Here is a 23,748-nt window from a genome sequence, read left to right on the forward strand (position 1 = left end):
GCATCGGTGCACGGACCGGGCGGGCGAGGAGGCGCGGGTGCTGGTGGATGTACGGCCGTTGCGCGGGGGCGCCTTCAGACGACTGTGGGCGGCCGGCCTCGTGACCGGCCTGGGCGCTCAACTCACCGCGGTCGTGGTGCCGTTGCAGCTCTACGACTTCACCGGGTCGTCCGCCTACGTAGGACTGGCCGGGCTGGTGGGCTTCGCTCCGATGGCCGCGGCCGCGCTGTGGGGAGGCGCGCTGGCAGATGTGCGGGACCGGCGGCGGGTGCTGCTGGTGACGACGGCCGGGATCGGTGTGACCTCGCTGCTGTTGTGGGCCCAGGCACGCGCGGACCTGCGGTCGGCCGGTGTGCTGCTGGTGCTGGTGGGCGTGCAGCAGGCCCTGTTCGGCGCGAATGCCGCCGTGGGGCGGGCGGTCGTTCCCCGTCTGGTGCCGCCCGAGTCGCTGACCGCCGCCAACGCCCTCCAGTCGACGGTCGTCCTGTCCGCCGGGATCGCGGGTCCGTTGCTGGCCGGTGCGCTGCTGCCGGTGGTGGGTGCGCGGACGCTGTATCTGGCGGATGCCGTCACCGTCTGCGCGACGGTGTGGGCGGTGTGGCGGCTGCCACCACTCCCGCCCCTCGGCTGCGCCGGGAGGAAGCGGCCCGGTGTCCGGGAGATCGCCGACGGCTTTCGGTTCGTGGCGCGGCGTCAGGTACTGCTGCTGGTGTATCTCGCCGACTTCGCCGCACTGTTCCTGGGGTTGCCCACGGCTCTCTTCCCGCAACTGGCCCAGGAGACCTTCCGGCCGTCGGACGTCGGCGTCCTGTACGCCGCTCTCTCGGCCGGCGGGGTGCTGGCCGGCCTCTTCTCCGGGGCGTTCACCCGTGTGGGCCGGCACGGCGTCGCGGTCGCGGTCTCGGTGGGCGTCTGGGGTCTGGCCGTCGCGGGGTTCGGAGTGACCGGCTCACTGGTCGCGGCGGCCGGGTGGCTGGCCCTGGCGGGCGCCGCGCTTCTCGTGCTGGGCGTCTTCCGCCGGACCGTTCTGCAGTCGGCCGTGCCGGACGGGATGCGGGGTCGGCTCCAGGGGATCGACACGGTGGTGGCCGCGGGCGGGCCCCGGTTGGGCGACCTGGCGCACGGTGTGGCGGGGGCCGCGTTCGGAGCGGGCTGGGCCATCACCGGGGGCGGGCTGGTGACGACGGCGGTCGCGGGCGTCCTGCTTCTGCTCTTCCTCCGGTGATGCGTGACGTGGCACCGCATGGCACCACGTGGCACCATCCCGTGCCCACAACGGCACCCGAGCACGCGTGGCACCACCGCGAGCCAGCTAGACATCATTACATTTCCGCAGGTCAGGACACTTGAACCAAGAGCTGACACCACTGGCGCCACCTCATGGCTTGCATATGGCGCCATCGTGGTGCCATGATGGCGTCATGGACCTCACCCCGTATGTCGACAGCCTCCGCCGCGAACTCGCGGTGGCCGCCGAAGCCGGTGGCGACGAAGCACGCGAGCTGGCGGAGCGGCTCACCGCTCCCCTGGAGTCGGCGACTCGGCTGACCATGCTCAACGTGCTCTCCGCCGCGATGGACGAGATCACCCGCGATCTCGCCCCCGGCTCGGTCGACGTACGACTGCGCGGGCTCGACCCCGACTTCGTGGTGACACCGCCGCCCACCTACGGCGGCACCCCCGCGGAGCCGGCCGCGCCCACCGAACCGCTCAGGGCCCCGGCCGACGGCGACGAGGGCGGTACCGCCCGGATCAATCTGCGGCTGCCGGCCCACCTCAAGACGCGCGCCGAGGAGGCCGCGAGCCGTGAGGGCCTGTCGGTCAACGCGTGGCTGGTGCGCGCCGTGTCGGCCGCCGTCGACGGCGGCTCCCGGCCACGTACGACGGAGAAGACCCAGACCCTCGGACAGAGCTTCACGGGCTGGGTGCGCTGACCGCACCCGCGCCCGGCCCCCAGGAAATCGACACCGCACCCACATCACGTCCCACCAGCGGGGACACCTTGAAGAGCCAAGAGGACGGGACAGTCATGCCTTCTTTCGACACTTCCGAACCGATCTCGGTCACCGCGCACGTGGGGGCCGGTTCCCTCCAGCTCACCGCGGGCGACCGCACCGACACCGTCGTGGAGGTGCGGCCCCGCGACCCGAAGAAGGACAAGGACGTACGGGCCGCCGAACAGACCGAGGTCGCCTACACGAGCGGCGTCCTCACCGTCAGGACGAAGGAGCGCCGCATCGTCGGACCCAGCGGCGCCGTCGACGTGACGGTCGACCTGCCCGCGGACTCGAGCGTCGAGGTGACCGGCTCCTGGATCCAGGTGCTCGGCGAGGGCCGGCTCGGGGAGGTCCGGGTGAAGACTTCCACCGGTGACGTCCGCCTCGACACCACGGGGCCGCTCCAGCTGAACGTGTCGCACGGCTCGATCACCGTCGACCGGGTCGAAGGCGAGGCGGAGTTGACCACCAGCTCCGGCAACCTGCGTGTCGGCGTCGTCGACGGACCCGCCGTCCTGAAGAACACACACGGCACCACGACCGTCGGGGCTGTGGCCGGCGATCTGCGGGTGAACGGCGCCAACGGCGGCATCGACATCGCGCGCGCCGAGTCGTCGGTCACCTGCACCACGACCAACGGCCACCTTCGTGTCGCCGAAGTCGCCCGGGGCGAGGTCCAGTTGGAGACCTCCAACGGCGCCATCGAGATCGGGATCCGGCAGGGCACCGCCGCCTGGCTCGACGTCAGGTCCAACCGCGGCCAGGTACGCAACGCGCTCGCCGCCTCCGACGCCCCGGAGCAGACCGAGGACACCGTCAAGGTCCGCGCACGGGCCCACTGGGGCAACATCGACATCCTCCGCGCCAAGGTCTGACGCCACCTGCCCCACCCGCTCCACCAGTCCCCCTCGCCTCCTTCTCACTTCAGCCTTCGATCGGAGGGCCTCATGCCTTCTTCTGTCATGCCCACGCCCAGGCAGGGTGGCGGTCACACGACGCCGGCCGCCGTCTCCACCATCGATCTGCGCAAGTCCTACGGCGACAAGGTCGTCCTGGACGGCATCGATCTGCACATCCCGGCCGGTTCGGTGTTCGCGCTGCTCGGGCCGAACGGCGCCGGCAAGACCACCGCCGTGAAGATCCTGTCCACGCTCATCACCGCCGACGGCGGTCGGGCCCAGGTCGCCGGTCACGACCTGGCTGCCGCACCGCAGGCGGTACGGGCCGCGATCGGGGTCACCGGGCAGTTCTCCGCCGTCGACGGGCTGATCACCGGCGAGGAGAACATGCTCCTGATGGCGGACCTGCACCACCTGTCCAAGAGCGAGGGGCGGCGGGTCAGTGCCGAACTCCTGGAACGCTTCGACCTGGTGGAGGCCGCGAAGAAGCCCGCCTCCACCTACTCCGGCGGCATGAAGCGCCGCCTCGACATCGCCATGACCCTCGTCGGCAGCCCGCGGATCATCTTCCTCGACGAACCCACCACCGGCCTCGACCCCCGCTCCCGCCACAACATGTGGCAGATCATCCGCGAGCTGGTCACGGACGGCGTCACCGTCTTCCTCACCACGCAGTACCTGGAGGAGGCCGACCAACTCGCCGACCGCATCGCGGTGCTGAACGACGGGAAGATCGTCGCCGAGGGAAGCGCCGAGGAGCTCAAGCGGCTCATCCCCGGCGGCCACATCCGGCTCCGCTTCACCGACCCGGACGCCTACCGGAACGCCGCCGACGCTCTGCGTGAGGTCACCCGGGACGACGAGGCACTGGCCCTCCAGATCCCCAGCGACGGCAGCCAGCGCGAACTGCGCTCCCTCCTCGACTGGTTGGACGCGGCCGGCATCGAGGCCGACGAACTGACGGTCCACACCCCCGACCTCGACGACGTGTTCTTCGCCCTCACCGGCGACACCGACAAGCCCAAGGAGTCCGTCCGATGAGCACCCTGTCCCTCGCCGTCCGCGACTCGTCCACGATGCTGCGCCGCAACCTCCTGCACGCCCGCCGCTACCCGTCGCTCACCCTGAACCTGCTGCTCACCCCGGTCATGCTCCTGCTGCTCTTCGTCTACATCTTCGGCGACGCGATGAGCGCCGGCATCGGGGGCGGCGGGGCGGACCGCTCCGAGTACATCGCGTATCTCGTGCCCGGCATTCTGCTGATGACCATCGGCTCCACCACGATCGGCACCGCGGTGTCCGTCTCCATGGACATGAACGAGGGCATCATCGCCCGCTTCCGCACCATGGCGATCCACCGCGGGTCGGTACTGATCGGGCACGTCATCGGCAGCGTGCTGCAGTGCGTCGCCAGCGGGGTCCTCGTCGGGGTCGTCGGGGTGGCCATCGGCTTCCGCTCCGTCGACGCCACCGTCCTGGAATGGATCGCCGCGCTCGGGCTGATCGCGCTCTTCGCCCTGGCGCTCACCTGGATCGCGGTCGGCATGGGCCTGTCCAGCCCGAACCCCGAGGCGGCGAGCAACAACGCGATGCCGCTGATCTTCCTGCCGCTGATCTCCAGCACCTTCGTCCCGGTGGACGCGATGCCGGGCTGGTTCCGGCCCATCGCCGAGTACCAGCCCTTCACCCCGGCCATCGAGACCCTGCGCGGACTGCTCCTCGGCACCGAGATCGGCCACAACGGCTGGCTGGCCGTCGCCTGGTGCCTGGGCCTCACGGCGCTCGGCTACTTCTGGTCCAAGTCGCTCTTCGACCGCGACCCGAAGTAGGGGCGACGACCCACCCCACTGCCCACTGGAGGGCACCGGCCGCACCAGGCGGCCGGTGCCCTCGCCGGCGTCCCCGGGCCAGTGGTTCAGTCGACGGTGATGCCGGCCAGGGTCAGGAGGAGGTCCTTGACGTCGGTCGCGTCGATCTCGTCGCGTGCGGGGTCGGGCCGCGAGCACAGCAGTACGGGACTGTCCTGCGGGTCCTGCGGCAGACGGCCGTGGCTGCCGCGCACGCCGGAGGGGTCCAGCGGGACGGTCTGGATGCGGTAGCGCAGCCCGGCCTTCTTGCGGGCGACCTGGCCGATGGCGCGGGCCTTCACGGCGGGGACCGCGGGATCGTAGAGAAGCTCGGCGGGGTCGTAGCCGGGCTTGCGGTGGATCTCCACCTGGCGGGCGAAGTCCGGGGCGCGGTCGTCGTCCAGCCAGTAGTAGTACGTGAACCAGGCGTCGGACTCCGCCACGGCGACCAGCTCTCCCGAGCGTTCGTGGTCGAGGCCGTGGGCCGCCTTGCCCTCGGCGTCCAACACCTGGTCGACTCCGGGGAGTTCGGCGACGATCTTCGCCACCGCCGCCGTGTCGGCGGGGTCGCGGACATAGACGTGGGCGATCTGGTGGTCGGCGACGGCGAAGGCGCGGGACGTCCAGGGGTCGAGGTACTCCATGCCGTCCTGCGTGTATACGTCGAGCAGTCCGGCCCGGCGCAGGGCGCGGTTGATGTCGACGGGGCGGGAGGCGGGCGCGATGCCGTACTCGCTCAGGATGACGACGGTCGCGTTCTCGCGCCGGAAGTGTTCCAGCAGGGGCCGCAGGGCGTCGTCGAGGCGGCGGGCCTCACGGGCGGTCTGCGGGGAGCCGGGGCCGGAGCGCTGGGGCTCGTAGTCGAGGTGCGGGACGTAGACCAGGGCCAGGTCGGGGCGGTGCTCGTCGAAGATCTGGCGGGCGGCGGCGAGGATCCACTGGCTGGAGGGCAGGCCGGCGTTGGGTCCCCAGTAGGTGAACAGGGGGAAATCGCCGAGCCTGTCGGTGAGTTCGTCGTGCAGGGCGGGCGGCCAGGTGTAGCAGTCGGGTTCCTTGCGGCCGTCGGAGTAGTAGATCGGGCGGGGGGTGACGGTGAGGTCGACATCGGCGCCCATGGCGTACCACCAGCACACGTTGGCGACCTTGTAGCCGGGCTCGGCCTTGCGGGCGGTGTCCCAGATCTTCTCCCCGCCGACGAGGGCGTTGTGCTGGCGCCACAGCAGGACCTCGCCGAGGTCCCGGAAGTACCAGCCGTTGCCGACGATTCCGTGCTCGGAGGGCGGTGCGCCGGTGAGGAGGGTGGACTGCACGGAGCAGGTCACGGCGGGCAGCACGGTGTTGAGCCGGGCTTGGAAGCCCTGGTCGGCGACGGCCGAGACGGCGGGCATATGGCGGAGCATGCGGGGGGTGAGGCCGACGATGTCGAGGACGACCAGTCGGGTCATGAGACGGGCTCCATTCCTGAGAGGGGCTTGAGGCCGAGTTCCTCGAACCGGTTGCGCGCCCAGGTGAGTTCGGCGGCCAGACCCGCGACCAGGCCCTCACGGTCGCGGGGCCGCAGGTGTTCGGGAAGGACCGACCAGGTGTAGGTCTCGACCTCGATGTGGTCGCTCACGGCTTGCGGTCCACCGAGCAACACGCCCAGGGCCGCGGTCAGTTCGTCCGCCGTCGTGGTGAGGGGCGGCTCGGGCGAGGCGTGCAGGGGCGCGTGGAAGTGCACCCGCCAGGGCGAGCCGGGGTCCAGGCCGCCGGCCAGTGCCTCGGGCAGGTCGTCCACGCCGGTGACGGTGCCGTTCGGGGCGGTGCGCGTCTGGTGCAGGAACCGGGGTTCCGCGAACCGGGCGAGGGCGCGCCGAGCCTCGGGGTCGGCGGGGTCGTCTGCCTGGAGCGCGCTGGACGCCTGCACCTTGACGACCGGGAGCCCGGCGTCGGCGAGCCGGCGCAGTGCGGCGGCCGGTTCCTCGAACTGGACGGCGAGATGGCAGGTGTCCAGGCAGATCCCCAGCCACTCGGGGTCCACTCCCCCGAGTTCCCGGGCTGCCTGGACGGTGTTCTCCACCAGGCATCCGGGCTCGGGCTCGAACCCGACCCTGATCGTACGGCCGGTCTCCCGCGCCAACCCGGCGAGGTGCCCGGCGAGTTGGTCGAGGGCCTGCCGTGCGGCGTCCCGTGCCTCGGCCGGCCATGGTGTACGCCAGGCCAGCGGAAGAGTCGAGACGCTGCCGCGCCGGGCGTCGTCGGGCAGCAGTCCCGCCAGGACCCGGGCGCAGTCGACCGTGTACCGCAGCCGGGCGGGGTCGGCCCAGTCCGGCAGGTAGACGTCCTTCTTCACGACCTCGCGGTGGAATCCGCCGTAGGGGAAGGCGTTGAGGGTGACCGTCTCCAGGCCGCGCGCGGTCAGTTCGGCGCGCAGGCGGCGTACGGCGTCGGGGGCGGCGGACAGTTCGGTGACCACGTCGCGGGCCAGCCACAGGCCGATGCCGAGCAGGTCGGCGCCGAGGGTCTCCCGTACGGGCTCGGCGTACGCGGCGAGTTGGTCCACCACTCCGTCGAGATCCTCGGCCTGGTGGACGTTGCTGCAGTAGGCGAGGTGGACGGTGGTGCCGTCGGGGTGTCCGAAGCGCACGGCGGGGTCACTCTCCGCCGCGTTTGATCGAGTTGCCCTCGAAGAGGGCCGTGTCGTCGGCCTTGACGTCCTCGAGGTCGAGTCGACCGCTCTGCCCGTAGAAGGCCACGGGGTTGCGCCACAGGACCTGGTCGACGGTGTCGTCGTCGAAGCCGGCGGCGAGCATCGCGTCGGCGGTCCTGCGGGTCTTGAGGGGGTCGCTGCGCCCCCAGTCGGCGGCCGAGTTGACGAGCATCCGCCCGGTGCCGTGCTCCTGGAGGATGCGCACCATGCGGTCCTCGGTCAGCTTGGTGTCCGGGTAGATGGAGAAGCCCATCCAGCAGCCGCTGTCGGCGACCATGCCCACGGTGAGTTCGTTGAGGTGGTCGACGAGGACGTGCTCGGGCGGGATGCCGGACTCCCGCACGACGTCGAGGGTGCGGCGGGTGCCGACGGCCTTGTCGCGGTGCGGGGTGTGGACGAGGACGGGCAGCTCGTGCTCGACGGCGAGTTGAAGCTGACGGGCAAGGGCCTCGTCCTCCTCGGGCGTCATGGAGTCGTAGCCGATCTCACCGACGGCCACCACGCGGTCCTTGGCCAGATAGCGCGGCAGGATGTCCAGCACCCCGGTGCAGCGCGGGTCGTTGGCCTCCTTGGGGTTGAGGGCGATGGTGCAGTAGTGCTGGATGCCGAACTGCGCGGCGCGGTAGGGCTCCCAGCCGAGCAGTGCGTCGAAGTAGTCGGTGAAGCTCTCCACCGAGGTGCGCGGCTGGCCGAGCCAGAAGGAGGGTTCGACGACCGCGCGGACGCCGGCGGCGTACATGGCCTCGTAGTCGTCGGTGGTGCGTGAGGTCATGTGGATGTGGGGGTCGAAGATGCGCATCATGCGGCTCCGGTGAAGGCGGCGAGGGCCCGTTCGGCGGCGGTTCGGCGGGCGGGTACGGGTGAGTCGGCCTCGGCGGGCAGCCCGGAGGCCTCCAGCGTGCCGGGGTGGGCGCGCAGGATCGGCCAGACGTCCGCGGGGACCGTCCGGCCGGCGGCGACCCGCTCATGGGCGAAGTCGGCGAGCATGCGGGCGAGTTCGCGGTCCGCGCGCTCGTCCAGGCCGGCGATCCGGTCGAGGGGGATCTCGCAGAAGACGCACTTGAGCACGGCGTGCCGGTAGCCGTCGTAGTCCAGGTGGCGTGCGGCGTACGGGCCGAGGGCCGCCTCGATCAGGCCGGTGTCGTTGCCGCGCAGGGCCGTGTGGACGAGCGGCAGGCCCAGGCCGGCGAAGGAGGGATCCTTCTTCTCCAGCAGGGCCAGCGAACGCAGTACCGCCCGCTGTTCGGCGGCGTCCCCGTACCGGTGGAGGGCGGTGACCTCGTCGGCGAGCTCGGCTCCGCGCAGTGGCAGGGCCGTGAGCAGTCGGGCGCGGGCGGCGTCGGCCACCGTCCAGCCGGGGACGAGGGGGCCGCGCCCGCAGCGTCGGCCTACGGCCGGGAAGAGGGTGCGTACGGCGGTGGGGTCCTGTCCGACGCGGGCGACGGCTTCCGTCAGCCAGAGCCGTGCGTCGGGGGTGAGGTGTCGGTCGAGGGCAGCGGATGTGTGCGGGTCCACGGCACAGTTCTCCTGTTCGGATGTGCTGATGTCGAAGGCGGGGCGCGGCCTCAGAACGGCTCGGCGGCCCTCAGGAACTCCAGGGAGCGGCGGGCGACGTCGGGTGCGTCCAGGGATGCGCCCTGGATCTCCACCGAGACCGGCCCGCGATAGCCGGAGGCCTTCAGCGCGGCCAGGACGGGCGGGAAGTCGATCTCGCCCGCGCCGAGTTCGAGGTGCTCGTGGACCCCGCGCCGCATGTCCTCGATCTGCACGTTCACCAGGTGCGGTGCCGCCGCCGCGACGCGGTCGAGCAGCGGAAGCTCCTCCACGCAGTGGGCGTGCCCGATGTCCAGGGTGATGCCGAACAGGTCGGGATCGCCGAGCAGCCGCCGCAGGTCCAGGACGCGCTGCACGGTGTCGACGAACATGTACGGCTCGGGCTCGAAGCCCAGGGCCACACCGTGCTCGCCGGCGATCTCCAGGACCTCTTCGCAGCCCGCGGTCAGCCGCTTCCAGGCCTCGTCCTCGGGCATGCCCCGCGGCGCCGGGCCACTGCACAGATGGACGGCCGAGGCACCGAGACCGGCCGCGATGCGCACCGCGCGCGCCAGCAGGTCGACGCGCCGCCCGGCATCGGAATCGGACATCAGGGTGGGGTGGTGCTTGTGCCACGGATCCAGGAGGTACGGCGCTCCGGTCTCCACCATGACGGCGAGACCGAGCCGATCCAGCCGCCGCGCCAGGCGGTCGACCTGGCGGGGCAGGTCGGAGGCGTACGGGTCGAGGTGGCCGTGGTCCAGGGTGAGGCCGACGGAGTCGTAGCCCAGGTCGGCGAGGACGGTCAGGACGTCGTCGAGGCGGTGGCAGGCGAAGCCGTTGGTGCCGAACCCGTACCGGAGCCGGTTCGAAGGCCCGGATATCGGGGTCACGTCGGCGACACCTTCCGCGCGAGCCTGCGCGCCAGCGGATGCGCCGCTGCCAGCACTCCGGCGAGCCCGGCCCTCCCGCCGCCCGCGGTGAGGGCTGCCTGGAGGGGCATCAGCGACATGATCCCGGTGCCCACGGCGTTCCGCACGTTCGTCGCGGACGGTTCGCGTGCCGCGCGGACCTGGGCGGTGCCGTACGAGGCGAGGTAGGCGAGCGCTCCCACGGCCGCGCCGGTCCGCGCGGTCCCCCCGCGCTTTCGTATGCCGGGAAGTGCCGCGGCGGCCACGGCGGTTGCGGCGCTGCCGGCCAGCGTGGCGGCCGGCACCTCGCGCGGGGCGCCGGACACCTCGTGACGACTCAGCGCCGTGACGGTGTAGGTGTGCGCGCCGACGAGCAGGGCGGCCGGGAGTGCGGCCACCCGGTGTCCCGGCTGCGCTCCGGACAGGACGTTCAGTGTCCGCGCGCCCGCCATGGCGGCGGGGCCGGCCGGGGTGGACTTGAGGCCGAGGTCGTACGCCCAGACCAGTCCGGTCAGCGGCAGCGCCACACCGAGCGCCTGCCGCCCGCCGGTCAGAGCGGCGAGGCCGAGTCCGGCGGCGGTGAGTCCGCAGGCGGTGGCGAGCGCGGTGCGGCGCTCGACGCGTCCGGAGGGTACGGGGCGTTGGGGCCGCTCCACCGCGTCGACGGTCGCGTCCGCGTAGTCGTTGAGCGCCATCCCGGCCCAGTAGAGGGCGATGGACGAGGCCATCGTGCCGAGGATGCGGGGCGGCGGTGTCCCGGCGCCCGCGGCGGCCCCGGCCAGGACATCACCGGGCACGCTCAACGCTGCGGGCAGACGGACGAGTTGCGCCAGATCAGCGAGGCGGGGGGAGGAATTGCGGTTGTTGGGGCCGTCCATGATCGGACCCTACGCCCAACACTCCAGTTTTGGACATCCTCTTACTCTCGACCCTGTGAAGAAATTCATGTGCAGGGTGTGCCATGTGACTCCACTGAGTGATCTACTCGGGCGGCGTAGGTGTGTCGTGTGTGCGGAACATCGCCTGGACGTCCAGCTCCAGTTGTACGGTCGGCCCGACCACGGCGATCCCACGGGCCAGCATGGAACGCCAGTTGAGCGTGTAGTCCTCCCGGTGCAGTTCGGCCTTGGCGAGGGCGGCGCACCGCAGCTCTTCGCCGTAACCGCCGTTGACCATGCCGAGGTAGTTCGTGTCCAGCGACACCGACCGGCTCACGCCGTGCATGGTCAGCGTGCCCAGCAGCGACCACCTGCTGCCGCCCCGGTAGGCGAAGCGGGTGCTCCTGAAGTCGATGTACGGGAAGTGCTCGACGTCGAGGAAGTCGGCGGAGCGCAGGTGCGCGTCCCGGGTGTTGTTGCCGGTGGTGATGCTGGAGGCGTCGATGCGCACATGGACGCGGGAGTCACCGATGTCCTGAGTGACCTGGATACCGCCCTCGAACCGTTCGAACCGGCCGTGCACATGGGCCATACCGACGTGCTTGGCGATGAACCGGATCGCGGTGTGCGGCGGGTCGAAGAGCCAGGTGCCGGGGACCGGGAGTTCGGCCTGCCGGGCGGGCTGGAGCCAGACGCGCTGGGACGACAGGCCCGCGTCGGCGACGACGTCGATGCTCTCGCGGTGCGGTTCCAGTCCCTCGGCCGCGATCATCAGGCTGTAGCCGCCCGGTGGCAGCGCGGCCAGGAACAGTCCGTACGGATCCGTGGTGCCGCGTGCCGCGACCTGGTGGCTGCGGAGTTCGGTCACCGTGACATCGGCGCCGCCGAGCGGCTGGTTCACCGGGTCGAGGACCTCGCGGCAGACGACGCCCGCGCCGGCCGGGACCGGCAGTGCGAGGCCCGCGGCACTTCCGGTGGCATTCTTCAGTCGCCGCCGGAGCAGTCCGAGGGGCATGGGGTTCACCTTTCCGTTCTGGTCGTTCAGAAATCCGTGCGCGGCCGGCCGCCGGCGTACGCCGCTTCCAGCACGGCCAGCACGCCCTCCGCGGTGACCTTGCGAGGGTTGGGGTACGCCTGCTCGGCCGCCATGCGTGCCGCCACCGCCACATCGGCCTCGGCCAGCCCGAGTGCCGCCAGCGAGCGAGGTACGCCGGTCCCGCCGGCGAGGTCCCGCACCGCACCCGGCACGTCGGCCGTGTCCAGGGCCCTTCCGAGCGCGGCCATGGCCTCGGGTGCGGCGGGCGCGTTGTACGCGAGGGCGTAGGGCAGGACCACGGTGTGGGTCTCGGCGTGCGGCAGGCCGAAGGTGCCGCCGAGGACATGGCAGAGCTTGTGGTGCAGTCCCATGGTGGTCGCGCCGAGCGCGGCACCGCAGAGCCAGGCTCCGTACAGGGCCCGGCCGCGGGCGTCCAGGTCCCGGGGAGCGGCCGCCAGCGCGGGCAGGGCACCAGCCATGACCCGTACGCCCTCCTCCGCCATCAGTGACACCGGCGGCGAGGCGTCCGGCGCGTACAGGGCCTCGGCCGCGTGCGCGAGGGCGTTGACGCCGCTGGTCACGGAGAGGCTCAGCGGGAGGGACAGGGTGAGTTCGGGGTCGTAGACGACACTGCGGGGCAGGACCGAGGGGTCGCGGCCGGTGCGCTTGGCCCCGTGCTCGGTCAGGCCCCAGACGGGGGTCATCTCGGAGCCGGAGTACGTGGAGGGCACGGCGATCAGCGGCAGTCGGGTGCGGAGCGCGATCGCCTTGCCCAGCCCGATCGCGGAACCGCCACCCACGGCCACGCAGCCGTCGGCTCCGGCGGCCCGCGCCACCTCCACCGCCCGGTCGGCGATCTCGACGGGCACATGCATCCGCGCCTCGGCGTGCAGCCCCGCGCAGGCATCGCCGAGCGCGTCCGCGACGGCCCCGGCCGGCTCCGCGCCTCTCGGTCCGCTGACCACCAACACCCGTCGCAGGCCGAGCTGTTCGACCTCTTCGGGGACCGCTGTCACAGAGGCGCCGGGCCTCAGGACGACCCGCATCGGCTGGGCCTCGTACGCGAACTCCTTCACGAGTCCACCGACTTGAGCACGAGGTCGAAGCAGGCGTGCCGGAACGGGTTCGGGACGGCGAACTCCCTTGCCAGGGAAGGGTCGTCGGTGGGAGTGAAGTCCTGGACGAGGCTCCGCTTGACCGCGAACACCGCGTCCGAGTCGAGGTAGTCGCTGCCCGCCACGAAGATGTGCGTGGTGACCGGCTCGTGCCCGTCGGCCGTGGCGATGAAGTGGATGTGGGCCGGACGGTAGGGGTGCCGGCCCGTGGCCCGCAGCAGCTGTCCGACGGGACCGTCGGTGGGGATCGGGTATGGGCTCGGCACACAGGTGCGGAACCAGAAGCGCCCTTCGTCGTCGGCCGTGAACAGCCCGCGTCCGTTGCCGGCGGGCTGGACCTCGGGCTGCTGGACGTCGTAGAAGCCGTTGCCGTCGGCCTGCCAGACGTCGAGGAGCGCACCCGGCAGCGGGGTGCCGTCCGCCGACAGCACCCGCCCGCTGACCACGCACGGCTCGCCGCCGCCGACCAGGTCGATGTCCGCGCCGAGGGCACGGACCGGCGACTCGGTCATGTGGAAGGGCCCCAGGACCGTGCTCTCGGTACCGCCCTCGTCGCTGTTGACCGTCTCCACCAGCATCGAGACGCCGAGCACGTCCGACAGCAGGATGAACTCCTGGCGGGTGTCCGTGCAGGTCTGCCCGGTCGCCGTCAGGAAGTCGACGGCCCGCTCCCATTCCGCCATGGTCGGTTCCGTCTCCCGGACGAAGGCGTGCAGATGGCGGGTGAGGGCGGCGAGCAGTGCGCGCAGCCGGGGATCCGGGGTGCCGTCGAAGCTGTCGACCACGGCGTCGGTGAGTTCGGCTCCCATCAGACGTGCCCGAGGACGCGCCGCACGGCGTCGGTGAGTACGCGCTCGGCGTCCGCGGCGGAAGCAGCCGCCGTGGCGTGCCGGAAGGCGACGTATCCGTCCGGCCGTACGAGGAGTGCTCCCGCGTCGGCGACCTCGCTCAGCCGCGCCCAGTCGCCGTACGGGTCCTCGTACTCCTGGCCGGGCCCGATGACGACGGTGGCGATGTCCAGGTCCTGGGCCCCGGCCGCCCGTACCCAGTCGGCGCCGCCGATGCCGGTGAGCAGGGTGAACCGGCCCTGTCCGACGGTGTCGAGGGTGGAGAGGGTGCGGGTGCCGGAGGTGATCCAGGCGTGCGGGAGCTTGGCGCCGGGGCGGGAGGTGGGCTGGTGGTGCAGTTCGGGGTCGCGGTCGAAGCCGGGGTCGTCGGTGCCGTCGGGGACGATCGCGGTGGAGGTGTAGCGCTGGTTGAGGTCGACGCCGTGCGCGTTGAACTCGTACGTCTTGAAGGCGATCGCCTCCCGCAGCCGCGCCCGCTGCTTCTCGGCGGCCTCGGTGTCCTCCTTGCGGGCGGCGATGTTGGCCCACAGCTGCTCGGGGGTCTGTGGGGAGAGTCCGTCGAGCGCCTCGAAGACGGGTGCGGTCTCGCCGATGGACTTGTTGGCGCGGGTGACGATCTGCCGGCCGATCGGGGCGCGTTCGGCGGTGTAGGTGTCGAGCAGCTTCGGGGAGGCGGTGCCGTCGAGGACGAGCTTGAGCTTCCAGGCCAGGTTGTAGGAGTCCTGGACGGAGGTGTTGGAGCCCAGGCCGTTGGACGGCGGATGGCGGTGTGTGGCGTCACCGGCGCAGAAGACCCGGCCGTTGGAGTAGGTCTCCGCGTACATCTCGTTGACGGTCCAGGCGGAGGAGGACTTGACGGTCACCGGGATGTCGTCGTCGCCGACCAGCTTGCGCACGACGGACTCGGCGTACTCGGTGGTCAGGTCGGGGGCGCCGGCGTTCACGTCGTAGCCCCACACGATCAGCCACTCGTTCCAGGGCCGCACACAGCGCACGAGCCCCGCGCCGATGCCGCCCACGGTGGCACCCGGAGCGAGCACCCAGTAGAGCGTGGAGGGGCGGTGGGCGGTGTACTTCGACAGGTCGGCGTCGAAGACGATGTTGATGCTGCCGGCCACGCCCATCTGGCCGCCCATCGGCAGCCCGGCGTCCTCGGCGACCTGCGAGCGGCCGCCGTCGGCGCCGATCAGGTACTTGGCGCGGATGGTGTACTCGTCGCCGCGCAGCCGGTCCTCGACGGTGACCGTGACGCCGAAGGCGTCCTGGACGAAGGACTTGTAGACGGTGCTGAAGCGGAGGTTGGTCCCGCGTGAGACCGCCGCGTCGATGAGTACCGGCTCCATGAGGTGCTGGGGCATGTCGCACATACGGGTGGGGCTGGCGAGCTCGTGCGCCGCCTGGACGAGCGGGTCGTTGCCCCAGGAGCGGACCCGGCCGAGCTCCTCGCCGGCGAGGCTGGTGCAGAAGGTCGTGTTGCCCATCAGATGCTGCGGGGTGGCCTTCGCCACGACCTCGTCCTCGACGCCGAGGTCGCGCAGCACCTCCATGGTGCGCTGGTTGGTGATGTGCGCCCTGGGCGTGTCGGCGAGGCTCGCGTAACGCGTGACGACGATGTTGGGCACGCCGTAGGTGCTCAGGGCGAGCGCGGCGGCGCCGCCCGCGGGACCACTGCCGACGATGAGTACGTCGGTCACGACATCGGGCTCGACGGTCTGCACGGGGGACGCTCCAGGGAATGAGAACAGGCACCGACTGTTCAAGATCATGTACGGGGGTGCGGGAGCGCGGGTGTCTCAATTCGAGACAGAGTGCCGGGGAGGGCCGATATTGTTGCCCGTTCAACCGTTCCCGGTAGGGTGAGCCGTGCCGTGACCACCGCAGAGCGCCCCACCGCCCGCCCCGCCCTCGCCTCGCTGCGCAGGGCCCGCGAGCTGTTCCTGCGCGGGCACCAGCTGCCGGACGGGGTACCGGAGGAGGTGCTCGCCGCGTGGAAGCGTGCCCGGTTCTTCGGCGTCCGACACGACATACGGGAATCGGCCCCCACCGTTTCACCGACCGAGTCGCCTTTGCTGACGGCTGCCCGGCCCGTGCTGGAGCGCATCGCCCCCACGCTCGACAGCGGGCAGAGCACGCTCGTCCTCACCGATGACCGGCTGCGGGTCCTCTGGGCCGCCGGACTCACCCCGGACCACCCCCACCACGACCTCTCCGAGCAGGCGGTCGGCCACAACAGCGCGGCCCTCGCCCTGCACACCCGCCGCCGGGCCGAGGTGCACGGGCCCGAGCACTTCCTCGACCTGTGGCAGGACGTCTCCGGGGTCAGTGTGCCGGTGCGGGAGCCGGAGACCGGTCGGCTGCTGGGCACGGTGACCGTGTCCTGCGGGCTGTGCGCCGAGTGCGGTCCGCATCCGGGTGCGCCGGTCGCCGAGGCCGCGGTGATCGCCGTGGAGGCGGAACTCCTGTCGCGGTCCCGGGCGGCGGAGCGGGTGCTGCTGGACGCGTATCTGCGGGCCGGACAGCAGGGGCGTGCGGTGGTCGCCCTCGACGGCCGCAACCGGTTCGTCAGCGAGGCGGCGGGACAGCTGCTGACGCCGGAGGAACTGGACGCGCTGGAGGGCAGGGTGGTCGCACTGGTACGGGAGGGGACAGAGACACGTACACGTCTGTCCGACGGTCCGGGACACGCCGCCACCGTCACCCTCGTCCCGCACCGGGGCTCGGTCGTCGGAGCGGTCGCCGTGCTGGAGCCGATCGGGCACACGATCATGTCGGCGACGTCCCGGACCACCGTCGGGCTGGCCGGAGGTTCGCTGCCCTGGCGGCATGCCGTCGGCCGTGCGGTGGAGTTGGCCGCGTCACCCGAGCCGCTGCTGATCACCGGCGAGCGCGGTACCGGGAAGACCTCGCTGGCCAGGGAGCTGGTCACCGACCCGGTGACGGTGGATGCGGCCGAGGGCGAACTCGGCGCCGAGCTGGAAGGGCTGGTGAAGGGCCGTCCGCTCCTCATCCGTCACGTGGAGCGTCTCGCCCCGCCCGACACGGCGACCCTCAACTCACTCCTCGACACGCATCCGGGCGTACCCCTGCTGGTGACCTACACCCCGGGAGCGGCACCGGGCCCCTGTCTCCAACGGCTGCTGGACACCCTGGCGGCCCGCTCGGTCACCCTCCCCGCACTGCGTGAACGTGCCGACGACATCCGGGAGTTGCTCACGTCCCTCGCCCCCGGGCCGACACCCGGACAACCCCCGCTCACCTGGACCCTGGACGCCCTGCGCGCACTGGAACGGCACCCGTGGCCCGGGAACATCACCGAACTCGCCCACCTGGTACGGGCCTTGACCGAGGGCCGCCGCTCGACGGGACCGGTCCGGCGTACCGAACTCCCCGACCCCGTACGCGAAGGACCCGCGCCCCGTCCCCTCACGCCGATGGAACGTGCCGAGCGCGCCGCCATCCTGGAGGCCCTCCGCCTCAACGGTGGCAACAAGGCCCGGACCGCGGCGGCCCTGGGGATCGGCCGGGCGACCCTGTACCGGAAACTGCGCGGCTATCGGGGCTGAGGCGCGGCCGACAGTACGCCGATCTTGTCGACGCGGTGTTCGGGGTTTCCGTGGTCGTCACGCCAGTAGTTGCCGGCCGCGTGGTCCTCGAGGGTCAGACAGGTCGAGATCGTGATCATGGCTTGGGCGGGGCGTCTGCCGGGGAACCCCGGGACCGCCGCCCGCTGTTCGGCGAGCGAGCGCGCGGAGCGGAAGGAGGTGGTCCTGGTGTCGGTGATCTCGTACGTGTAGACCGTTCCGCCCGAGCTCACCAGGACCGAGTCGCCTTCGTCGAGGTCGGGGAGCCGGCGCAGGGGGCCGCCGTTGGACAGGCGGTGGGCCGTGACGAGGTAGTTGCCGATCTCGCCGGGGCCGACGCCGCCTCGTTCGCCGTAGGGGCTGGCGGCGAGGCCGCGGTTCTGGATCCTCGTGCCCGGCCGGTCGTCCGTCGTGCCCTCGTACGGGATGACCCGCAGGTTCTCGACTCCGATCGCCGCGATGGTGAGCGATGCGGGTCGGCGCGTCGGAGGGGTCGCAGGTGCCGAGGTCGGTGTGGACGGTGCCGGGCTGGTCGCAGGTGGTGCCGCTCCCCGGTCCGTCGTGGGCTCACCGCCCGCTCCCCCGCCGCCGGAGCAGCCGAGGAGCAGGCGATGACGGTACCGATGAGGAGGGCGCTACGAGCTCGGGACGCAGGCATCTCGCATGGCGAACGAACGGCCCGGAACCGGCGTTCCCCTCACGGGTGGCTCACCAGGTTCGCCACGTTGGTCGAGGAGTTGGAGGGGCCTCCCCGGTCGTTGATGACGTGCCGGATGGTGCCGGTGCCGCCGAGTGAGACGGTCACCATGTTCTGGAAGCGGACGCCCGGGTTGGCGGGGACCTCGAAGGCGTGCTCCGCGGTGACGCTCGGGTTGACGTTGAAGTAGCAGTAGCTGCCGAGTCCGTAGGCCTGGTGGCTGGTGACCGAGTTCGCGACCTTGTAGGCGGCGTAGCCCTGGGTGGAGCCGTTCATCCAGGCCGCCTGGTTGGGCGGGTCGTAGGGCATCTCGTTCTGGTAGAAGTACGTGCGGCCGCCGTTGCCGTTCCAGATGGTCTGGTGCTTCTGGTAGTGCTCGACGAACAGGCCGTACATCGTCACGTCGTCGCCGTTGACGACCAGCCCGGTGTCCGCCGTGTTGGTGTTCCAGCCGATGCCGCTGCCGTGGTCGCCGCGCCAGATCCACATGTGGTCGCCGATGACGTCGTCGCTGTTGACGACGAGGCTGGTGGTCGCCTTGCCCACGGCCGCGCCGCCGACGCGGAAGTACACGTCGTGCAGTGATGTGGGGTTCGCCGAGTGGTCGGTGGCGGCGCCGGACGGGCCGACTTCCACGAGGGTCTGCGAGTTGGTGGTGCCGGCGTCGAAGAGGACGCCCGCGAGCTTCACTCCGTCGACGTCGGCGACCGTCATGGCCGTGATGCCGTTGTCGGGGATGAAGGTGGCGAGGCCGAGCCCGAGGACGACGGTGTCGGGGCGGGTCACCCGCAGGGTCTGGTTCAGGTGGTAGACGCCGGGGGTGACCAGGAGGTTCTTGCCCTCGGCCAGCGCGGCGTTGATCTGTGCGGCGGTCGCTCCCGGCTTCACGACGTGGAACTGGTCGATGCCGAGCGAGGTGCCCGCGGCGTTGCCGTTCGCCCAGGTGGTGGCCGAGGAGTTGGTGCGTACGGACGGAACGAACACCTTGTAGGCGCCCGCCGCGTCGACGTACAGGAAGGGCTTCTCCCTGACCGTGGGGGTCTGGTTCACCGTGGTGTAGGGCGGGTTGGGGAAGCTGTTGCCGGGGACGCCCTGGCTGCCGACGAAGACCATGTTCCAGTTGGCGCCGGTCCAGCTGCCGAGCTGGGAGTTGCGGGTCAGCCACTGCTGCTGGGTGCCGGAGCGGACCTGCCCGTCGATCTTGCTGTCGGCCATGAACCCACCGCTGGACCAACCGCCGTCGCTCAGCTCCAGGTTGCCGCGGACATGCATGCGCCGGTAGCCGGAGGCCTGCGAGACCGCCCAGCGGTCGGTACCGCCGGTGGGGTTGACCGAGAGGTTCTCGGCGCCGCGCCAGAAGTTCTGGGTGGCGTTCTGCGGCGGGAACCAGTCGGCCTCCACATGTACGGCGCCGTTGATCGTGACCGAGTCGGGAGACTGGCCGAGGCCCAGGACCTGGGTGTAGAAGCCGACGTTGACGTCGTTGCTGTAGGTGCCGGGCTTGAACATGACCGCGTAGCGCTGGGAGCCGAACTGGTTCGTCTCCTGCTGCTGGAAGATCTGGTTCAGCCGGCTCTGGATGGTGGCCGACGGCATCGACGGGTCGAAGACGACGACGTTGGGACCGAGGTCGACGTCCCCGGGCGCGGTGCTCACGGGGGCGACCTGGAAGCGCTGGGCGGCCGTGCCGTTGCAGGTGTACTGCACCAGTTGGACGCTGTCGGCCGTCGAGGCGGAGGGGACGTCGAGGCACTTGCCGCTGTTGCGGTTGACGAAGTGGTACGCGCCGCCGCCCTCGTCGACGGCCTGCCACTGCTGGTTGCTGCCGCCGCCGTACGTCCACAGGTGCACGGCCGCGTTGTCGGCCGTGGACACCTCGCTGACGTCCACGACCTGCGCGGCGTCGTTGCGGTTGTTGATCCGTACGTAGCCGTCGCTGGTCGGTGTGAAACTCCACTGCTGGGCGGTGGTGTTGTTGCAGGCGTACTGCTGCACGGCGGTGCCGTTCACGGTCGCGGCCGACCGGGCGTCCAGGCACTTGCCGCTGCCGCCGTTCACCACCGTGGTCCAGCCGGTCGGCGGGGCGGCGGCCGCCTCGGTGGGCTGCAGGACGGTGAGCATCGAGGCGATGACGGCCGCGGCCGCGAGGGCGACGGATGGTCCGGGGAGTCGTCGAAGCATGTCTTCATCCGCTTCTGGTGGGGGGCGGCGACTTAGTTCACTGCGTGATTTAAGAAGTGAGGTATGGACATGTCAAGAGTTTGGTACAGACCAGTACCTTTCCCGGCGCCCATCAGCCGAAAGTTTCGCGAAACTCGGCAACTCTTTCGTAGGAGCGGGCGATGGGCGCATAGTGAAGGCGCTGTTCACCGGCCGGGCAAAGGATCGAGATGACACAGAAGAAGGCCCTGGTGGTCCGAGGCGGATGGGAGGGGCACCGGCCGGTCGAGGCCACGGAGCTGTTCGTGCCCTTCCTGCGTAGTCACGGATACGCCGTTCGAGTCGAGGAGTCGACCGACGTCTACGCCGACACCGCCGAGTTGGCCGAGACCGACCTCGTCGTGCAGTGCGTCACGATGTCGGAGATCACCGCCGAGCAACTCGCGGGGCTGAGCGCGGCGGTCGTGGCCGGCACCGGCTTCACCGGCTGGCACGGCGGCATCGCCGACTCCTTCCGCGCCTCCTCCGACTATCTCCACCTGGTGGGCGGCCAGTTCGCGACCCATCCCGGCAAGGAGCCGTGCGAGCGTCGGGGTGACGAGTCGGACAACTTCCTGCCGCACACCGTCACCCTCACCGAACTCGGCCGCGAGCACCCCGTCACCGCGGGCATCGAGGACTTCGAGCTGAACACCGAGCAGTACTGGGTGCTCCACGACGACCTGATCGACGTACTGGCCACCACCACCCACCCGGCCCGGCCCTGGCAGCCCTGGCACCGTCCGGTCACCGCGCCGGCGGTCTGGACCCGACAGTGGGGCGCCGGGCGGATCGTCGTGACGACGCCGGGGCACAGCCTCGACGTGCTGGAGAACCCCAACGTCCGTACCGTCATCGAAAGGGGCATGCTGTGGGCGACGCGCACCGCATCGGCGTCGTAGGTCTCGGCGTCATCTCCCGCGCCTACCTGGACACGCTGATCGGCCTTCCCGGCGTCCGCGTCACCGCGGTCGCCGACCTGGACGCCGCCCGCTCGGCCGCGGTCGCCGCCGAGTTCCCCGGCGTCCGGGCGCTGACCGTCCAGGAGTTGCTGAGCAGCCCGGACGTGGACACGGTCCTGAACCTCACCGTCCCCGCGGCCCACGCCGAGATCGCCCTCGGCGCGATCGCGAACGGCAAGCACGTGTACGGCGAGAAGCCGCTGACCGCCGAACTCGCGGACGCCCACGCCGTGTTGGAGGCGGCCGCGAAGGCGGGCGTGGGGGTGGGATGCGCACCCGACACCGTCCTGGGCACCGGAATCCAGACGGCCCGGGCGGCCGTCGCGGCGGGGAGCATCGGACGCCCGCTGTTCGCCTCGGCCGTGATGATCACCCCGGGGCACGAACGCTGGCATCCCCACCCGGACTTCTACTACACCACCGGAGGCGGCCCCCTCCTGGACATGGGCCCGTACTATCTCGCCTCCCTGGTCCATCTCCTGGGCCCGGTGCGGGCCGTGACCGGGGCGTCCAGCCGGCTGCGCACCGAGCGCGTCATCGCCTCCGGTCCCCGCGCGGGCGAGCGGATACCGGTCGAGGTCGACAGCCATGTCTCCGGAGTGCTCGAACACACCGACGGAACGCTGACCACGATCACGACGAGCTTCGACGGCGTGACCACGACCGCCGCACCGATCGAGGTCCACGGCGAAACCGGGACCCTCGCGGTGCCGGACCCGAACCACTTCGACGGCGAGGTACGCCTCTTCGAACTCGGCGGCACCCAGTGGCGCACACTCCCACCCGCGGCGGGCTACGTCGACGGCTCGCGGGGCATCGGCCTGCTGGACTTCGTCGCCGCCGACGAACACCGGGCGCCCCGCGCCGGCGGTGAACTCGCCCTGCACGTACTGGAGACGATGACCGCACTGCTCCGCTCGTCGGCCGAGGGCCGGCGCATCGAGCTGACGACGTCGACGCGGCCGCCCGCCCCCGTCCCACTGACACCTGCCGGGGAATGGAGGGGCTGACCGCTCTCAGTCCACGGGCCAGGTGTGCGCCGCCGCGTTGAGATGCATGTAGTCCATGTAGGACGAGGTCATCCGCCGCAGCGCCTCCTGGCGGTCGTGGATGCCTTCCTTCTCCATCCGGTGGACCGTCTCCACCTGCCACAGGGCGCCGTTGCGGGCGCTGACGCAGCGCTGCTCGACGATGCCCAGCAGCGGCTCGCGCCACTCCGCGTCCATGCCGGCCAGCTCCAGGCCCCGGTGGGCCAGGGGCAGCAGCCGTCGCAACACCAGTTCCGTGACCGGGACTTCGCCCACGCCGGGCCAGTACAGACGGGCGTCGATGCCGTCGCGGGCCCCCGCGTGGAGGTTCTCCTCGGCGACCGAGAAGGACATCCGCGTCCACACCGGCCGGTCCTCGTCGACCAGCGCACGGGTCAGACCGTAGTAGAAGGCCCCGTTGGCGATGATGTCGGCCACGGTGGGTCCGGCGGGCAGGACCCGGTTCTCGATGCGCAGATGCGGTCCGCTGTCGGTGACGGCATAGATGGGACGGTTCCAGCGGTAGATCGTGCCGTTGTGCAGCGTCAGTTCCCCCAGCTCCGGCACACCGTCGCCGTTCAGCACCGCCTGCGGGTCCTCCTCGTCGCACACCGGCAGGAGGGCCGGGAAGTAGCGCACGTTCTCCTCGAAGAGGTCGAAGACGCTGGTGATCCAGCGCTCGCCGAACCACACCCGCGGCCGCACGCCCTGCGCCTTGATCTCCTGCGGGCGGGTGTCGGTGGCCTGCTCGAACAGCGGGATACGGGTCTCGCGCCACAGCTCCCGGCCGAAGAGGTAGGGCGAGTTCGCCGCCAGGGCGATCTGTACGCCCGCGACGGCCTGGGCCGCGTTCCAGTAGTCCGCGAACTCCTTCGGCGCGACCTGGAGATGGAACTGGGTGCTGGTGCAGGCGGCCTCGGGCGTGATGGCGTCGGCGTACATCGCCAGGCGTTCCACGCCGTCCACCTTGATCCGCAGGTCCTCACCCCGTGCCGCGAAGATCTGCTCGTTGAGCAGCCGGTAGCGCGGATCACCGGACAGGGCGTGCTCGCCGACGTCCGCCTCGCCCAGAGTGGGCAGGATGCCGATCATGATCAGATGCGCGCCCACCGCCGAGGCACGTTCCTCGGCGTGGTTGAGCGCGTCGCGGATCGCCTGCTCCCAGGCGCCGGGGCCGCCGGCCGTCAGCTCACGCGGCGGGATGTTGATCTCCAGGTTGAAGCGCCCCAGCTCGCTCGACCAGGCCGGATCGGCGATGGCCTGGAGCACCTCGGTGTTCCGCATCGCCGGCAGCCCGTCGTCGTCCACCAGGTTGAGCTCGATCTCCAGCCCGACCTGCGGACGCTCACTCTCGAACCCCGACTCGCGCAGCATCTGCGCCAGCACATCGAGGCAGGTGTGCATCTTGTCCCGGTACCGACGGCGGTCCTCCCGCGTGAACACCTGGGCCGGCACATCTCGTCCCATCGTGCCCTCCGAGTCCCCTCGGCGCATGTCTCTCGTCCCAGCGTCGCACTTCGGACGCGCC

21 protein-coding genes are annotated in these 23,748 nt (G+C 71.2%); 8 read left to right on the forward strand and 13 right to left on the reverse strand.

The window, feature by feature from the left end:
* The first annotated feature begins 37 nt into the window (after positions 1-37).
* From ACIOHP_RS22190 to ACIOHP_RS22210, 5 genes are all read left to right on the forward strand, one after another.
* Positions 38-1,225 (forward strand): MFS transporter, encoded by a 1,188-nt coding sequence (locus tag ACIOHP_RS22190; protein ID WP_401889935.1) that lies wholly within the window; start codon positions 38-40, stop codon positions 1,223-1,225.
* Positions 1,226-1,421: 196 nt separating this feature from the next.
* Entirely contained in the window at positions 1,422-1,934 is a 513-nt protein-coding gene (locus ACIOHP_RS22195) for a toxin-antitoxin system HicB family antitoxin (RefSeq protein WP_401889937.1), read from the forward strand.
* 95 nt (positions 1,935-2,029) lie between these two features.
* On the forward strand, positions 2,030-2,872 hold the full coding sequence (locus tag ACIOHP_RS22200; protein ID WP_401889940.1) for a DUF4097 family beta strand repeat-containing protein: 843 nt from the start codon (positions 2,030-2,032) through the stop codon (positions 2,870-2,872).
* 72 nt (positions 2,873-2,944) lie between these two features.
* A complete protein-coding gene (locus ACIOHP_RS22205; RefSeq protein WP_401889942.1) occupies positions 2,945-3,937 on the forward strand; it encodes an ATP-binding cassette domain-containing protein in 993 nt (330 codons plus the stop codon).
* Positions 3,934-4,725 carry an ABC transporter permease gene (locus ACIOHP_RS22210; RefSeq protein WP_361557362.1) on the forward strand — a complete coding sequence of 264 codons (792 nt, stop codon included), beginning with the start codon at positions 3,934-3,936 and terminating at the stop codon, positions 4,723-4,725. Before ACIOHP_RS22205 ends, ACIOHP_RS22210 begins: the two co-directional genes overlap by 4 nt.
* An 86-nt stretch (positions 4,726-4,811) precedes the next feature.
* On the opposite strand, the gene ACIOHP_RS22215 is transcribed toward ACIOHP_RS22210, so the two are convergent.
* The 10 genes from ACIOHP_RS22215 to ACIOHP_RS22260 all read right to left on the reverse strand — a co-directional run bounded on the left by ACIOHP_RS22215 (position 4,812) and on the right by ACIOHP_RS22260 (position 15,471).
* Positions 4,812-6,188 carry an alkaline phosphatase family protein gene (locus ACIOHP_RS22215; RefSeq protein ID WP_401889945.1) on the reverse strand — a complete coding sequence of 459 codons (1,377 nt, stop codon included), beginning with the start codon at positions 6,186-6,188 and terminating at the stop codon, positions 4,812-4,814.
* Positions 6,185-7,369, reverse strand: a complete 1,185-nt coding sequence (gene eboE, locus ACIOHP_RS22220; protein ID WP_401889947.1) for a metabolite traffic protein EboE — start codon at positions 7,367-7,369, stop codon at positions 6,185-6,187. The genes ACIOHP_RS22215 and eboE overlap by 4 nt, the downstream gene beginning before the upstream one ends.
* 7 nt (positions 7,370-7,376) lie before the next feature.
* On the reverse strand, positions 7,377-8,231 hold the full coding sequence (locus ACIOHP_RS22225; protein WP_401890080.1) for a TatD family hydrolase: 855 nt from the start codon (positions 8,229-8,231) through the stop codon (positions 7,377-7,379).
* Entirely contained in the window at positions 8,231-8,947 is a 717-nt protein-coding gene (locus ACIOHP_RS22230; protein ID WP_401889950.1) for an EboA domain-containing protein, read from the reverse strand. The genes ACIOHP_RS22225 and ACIOHP_RS22230 overlap by 1 nt, the downstream gene beginning before the upstream one ends.
* 50 nt (positions 8,948-8,997) lie before the next feature.
* Entirely contained in the window at positions 8,998-9,858 is an 861-nt protein-coding gene (locus ACIOHP_RS22235) for a sugar phosphate isomerase/epimerase family protein (RefSeq protein WP_401889953.1), read from the reverse strand.
* A complete protein-coding gene (locus ACIOHP_RS22240; RefSeq protein ID WP_401889955.1) occupies positions 9,855-10,754 on the reverse strand; it encodes an SCO3242 family prenyltransferase in 900 nt (299 codons plus the stop codon). The genes ACIOHP_RS22235 and ACIOHP_RS22240 overlap by 4 nt, the downstream gene beginning before the upstream one ends.
* 103 nt (positions 10,755-10,857) lie before the next feature.
* The gene (locus ACIOHP_RS22245) at positions 10,858-11,769 is read right to left on the reverse strand and encodes a YceI family protein (RefSeq protein WP_401889958.1); all 912 of its coding nucleotides are present in this window, start codon (positions 11,767-11,769) and stop codon (positions 10,858-10,860) included.
* A gap of 26 nt (positions 11,770-11,795) precedes the next feature.
* Positions 11,796-12,836 (reverse strand): maleylacetate reductase, encoded by a 1,041-nt coding sequence (locus ACIOHP_RS22250; protein WP_401890083.1) that lies wholly within the window; start codon positions 12,834-12,836, stop codon positions 11,796-11,798.
* Positions 12,837-12,862: 26 nt separating this feature from the next.
* A complete protein-coding gene (locus tag ACIOHP_RS22255; RefSeq protein WP_401889960.1) occupies positions 12,863-13,714 on the reverse strand; it encodes an intradiol ring-cleavage dioxygenase in 852 nt (283 codons plus the stop codon).
* Positions 13,714-15,471, reverse strand: coding sequence for an FAD-dependent monooxygenase (locus ACIOHP_RS22260; protein WP_361557338.1), 1,758 nt, complete (start codon positions 15,469-15,471; stop codon positions 13,714-13,716). Before ACIOHP_RS22260 ends, ACIOHP_RS22255 begins: the two co-directional genes overlap by 1 nt.
* Before the next feature lie 150 nt (positions 15,472-15,621).
* On the opposite strand from ACIOHP_RS22260, the gene ACIOHP_RS22265 reads away from it, so the two are divergent.
* Entirely contained in the window at positions 15,622-17,316 is a 1,695-nt protein-coding gene (locus ACIOHP_RS22265; RefSeq protein ID WP_401889963.1) for a sigma-54-dependent Fis family transcriptional regulator, read from the forward strand.
* On the opposite strand, the gene ACIOHP_RS22270 is transcribed toward ACIOHP_RS22265, so the two are convergent.
* Positions 17,304-17,942, reverse strand: a complete 639-nt coding sequence (locus ACIOHP_RS22270) for a class E sortase (RefSeq protein ID WP_401890086.1) — start codon at positions 17,940-17,942, stop codon at positions 17,304-17,306. The genes ACIOHP_RS22265 and ACIOHP_RS22270 overlap by 13 nt on opposite strands.
* A gap of 89 nt (positions 17,943-18,031) precedes the next feature.
* Positions 18,032-20,212, reverse strand: coding sequence for an RICIN domain-containing protein (locus tag ACIOHP_RS22275; RefSeq protein ID WP_401889966.1), 2,181 nt, complete (start codon positions 20,210-20,212; stop codon positions 18,032-18,034).
* Positions 20,213-20,421: 209 nt separating this feature from the next.
* Between ACIOHP_RS22275 and ACIOHP_RS22280 the strand changes: the two genes are divergently transcribed.
* Together ACIOHP_RS22280 and ACIOHP_RS22285 are read left to right on the forward strand one after the other, a co-directional pair.
* The gene (locus tag ACIOHP_RS22280; protein ID WP_401889969.1) at positions 20,422-21,132 is read left to right on the forward strand and encodes a ThuA domain-containing protein; all 711 of its coding nucleotides are present in this window, start codon (positions 20,422-20,424) and stop codon (positions 21,130-21,132) included.
* Positions 21,102-22,202 carry a Gfo/Idh/MocA family protein gene (locus tag ACIOHP_RS22285; protein WP_401889971.1) on the forward strand — a complete coding sequence of 367 codons (1,101 nt, stop codon included), beginning with the start codon at positions 21,102-21,104 and terminating at the stop codon, positions 22,200-22,202. Before ACIOHP_RS22280 ends, ACIOHP_RS22285 begins: the two co-directional genes overlap by 31 nt.
* 6 nt (positions 22,203-22,208) lie before the next feature.
* Here ACIOHP_RS22285 and ACIOHP_RS22290 read toward each other — a convergent pair whose 3' ends face one another.
* Positions 22,209-23,687 carry a glutamate--cysteine ligase gene (locus ACIOHP_RS22290; RefSeq protein WP_361557323.1) on the reverse strand — a complete coding sequence of 493 codons (1,479 nt, stop codon included), beginning with the start codon at positions 23,685-23,687 and terminating at the stop codon, positions 22,209-22,211.
* Positions 23,688-23,748 lie beyond the last annotated feature (61 nt).

Source organism: Streptomyces sp. NPDC087859, from assembly GCF_044742595.1.
Lineage (GTDB): Bacteria > Actinomycetota > Actinomycetes > Streptomycetales > Streptomycetaceae > Streptomyces > Streptomyces canus_F.